1 protein-coding gene is annotated in these 1,030 nt (G+C 53.9%); it reads left to right on the forward strand.

All coding sequences use genetic code 11. The annotated features are described in order from the left end of the window. Positions 1–842: nitrogenase component 1 (locus L692_RS0112250; protein WP_025700234.1), on the forward strand; the 842-nt coding region annotated here is incomplete at its 5' end. Positions 843–1,030 lie beyond the last annotated feature (188 nt).

A 1,030-nucleotide genomic window follows, 5' to 3' on the forward strand; every position in this document is an offset into this window, starting at 1 on the left:
TCAATGTCTTCGCCTCCATTCCTTACCAGGACCCTTACTGGATCGGCAACTTGCAGGAGATCAAGCGGCTCCTGACAGGCATCGGTCTTACACCGAATATTCTGTTCGGTCCCGAATCCGGCGGCGTATCCGAATGGCTGACCGTTCCGCAGGCCGAGTTCAATATTGTCATCTCCGCCTGGCCTGGACTGCGCAGCGCCAAGCTGCTCAAGTGGAAATATGGTACGCCGTTTTATCATTTTCCTTATTTACCGGTTGGAGGCGCGGAGACGAGCCGCTTCTTGCGGGAGGTTACGGCATTCGGGGCTAGCGTAGACCGTGAAAAGGCCGAGAAATTCATCACGGACGAAGAGCATAAGTTCTATACGCATATCGAGCGTACGGCCGACTTCATGCTGGAGTTCCGTTACGGAATTCCGCGCGTCTTCTACACGATCCTCGATGCGACTTACGCCATAGGCTTCTCCAAATATTTGCTGAATGAGCTGGGCATTATTCCGGCGGACGTTCAATACATTATCGACGATACGCCCGAACAGTACCGGGAAGGAATCCGTGAACAGTTCCGACGCGTCTCCGACAGAAGGTCGGCGAATGTGGAGTTTTCGGTGGACGGCGGAGAAATTCAGGAGAAAATCAGGCAGAGCAGTCCGAAGCAGCGGGCGCTGATTCTCGGAAGCGGCTGGGAACGCGATCTGGCTGTCGATATCGGAGCGGATTTGCTTCCGATCAGCGTGCCAATCACGTACAGACTCGTTTTAAACTGCGGCTACGCCGGATATAATGGCGGTCTGCGGCTGATAGAGGATATCTATGACCGCGTGCTGGGCACGTACCGCTAATAACCAGAAGCAGGGGACATGGGAAAGGGGCCTTCACAGTACCGGAAAGATAACGGTCGGTGGAGGCCCTTTTTTTACATGCTAATGTCAAAACAAACTCCAATTTCCCTTAAGTCTGGCATGTCTCTCCGCCAAGGAGAGCAAATACCGGGTGAACCACACAAGCAGGACATCGGCGGCCCCCAATA

It is taken from the genome of Paenibacillus forsythiae T98 (assembly GCF_000520735.1).
GTDB classification, from domain to species: Bacteria; Bacillota; Bacilli; order Paenibacillales; family Paenibacillaceae; genus Paenibacillus_AQ; species Paenibacillus_AQ forsythiae.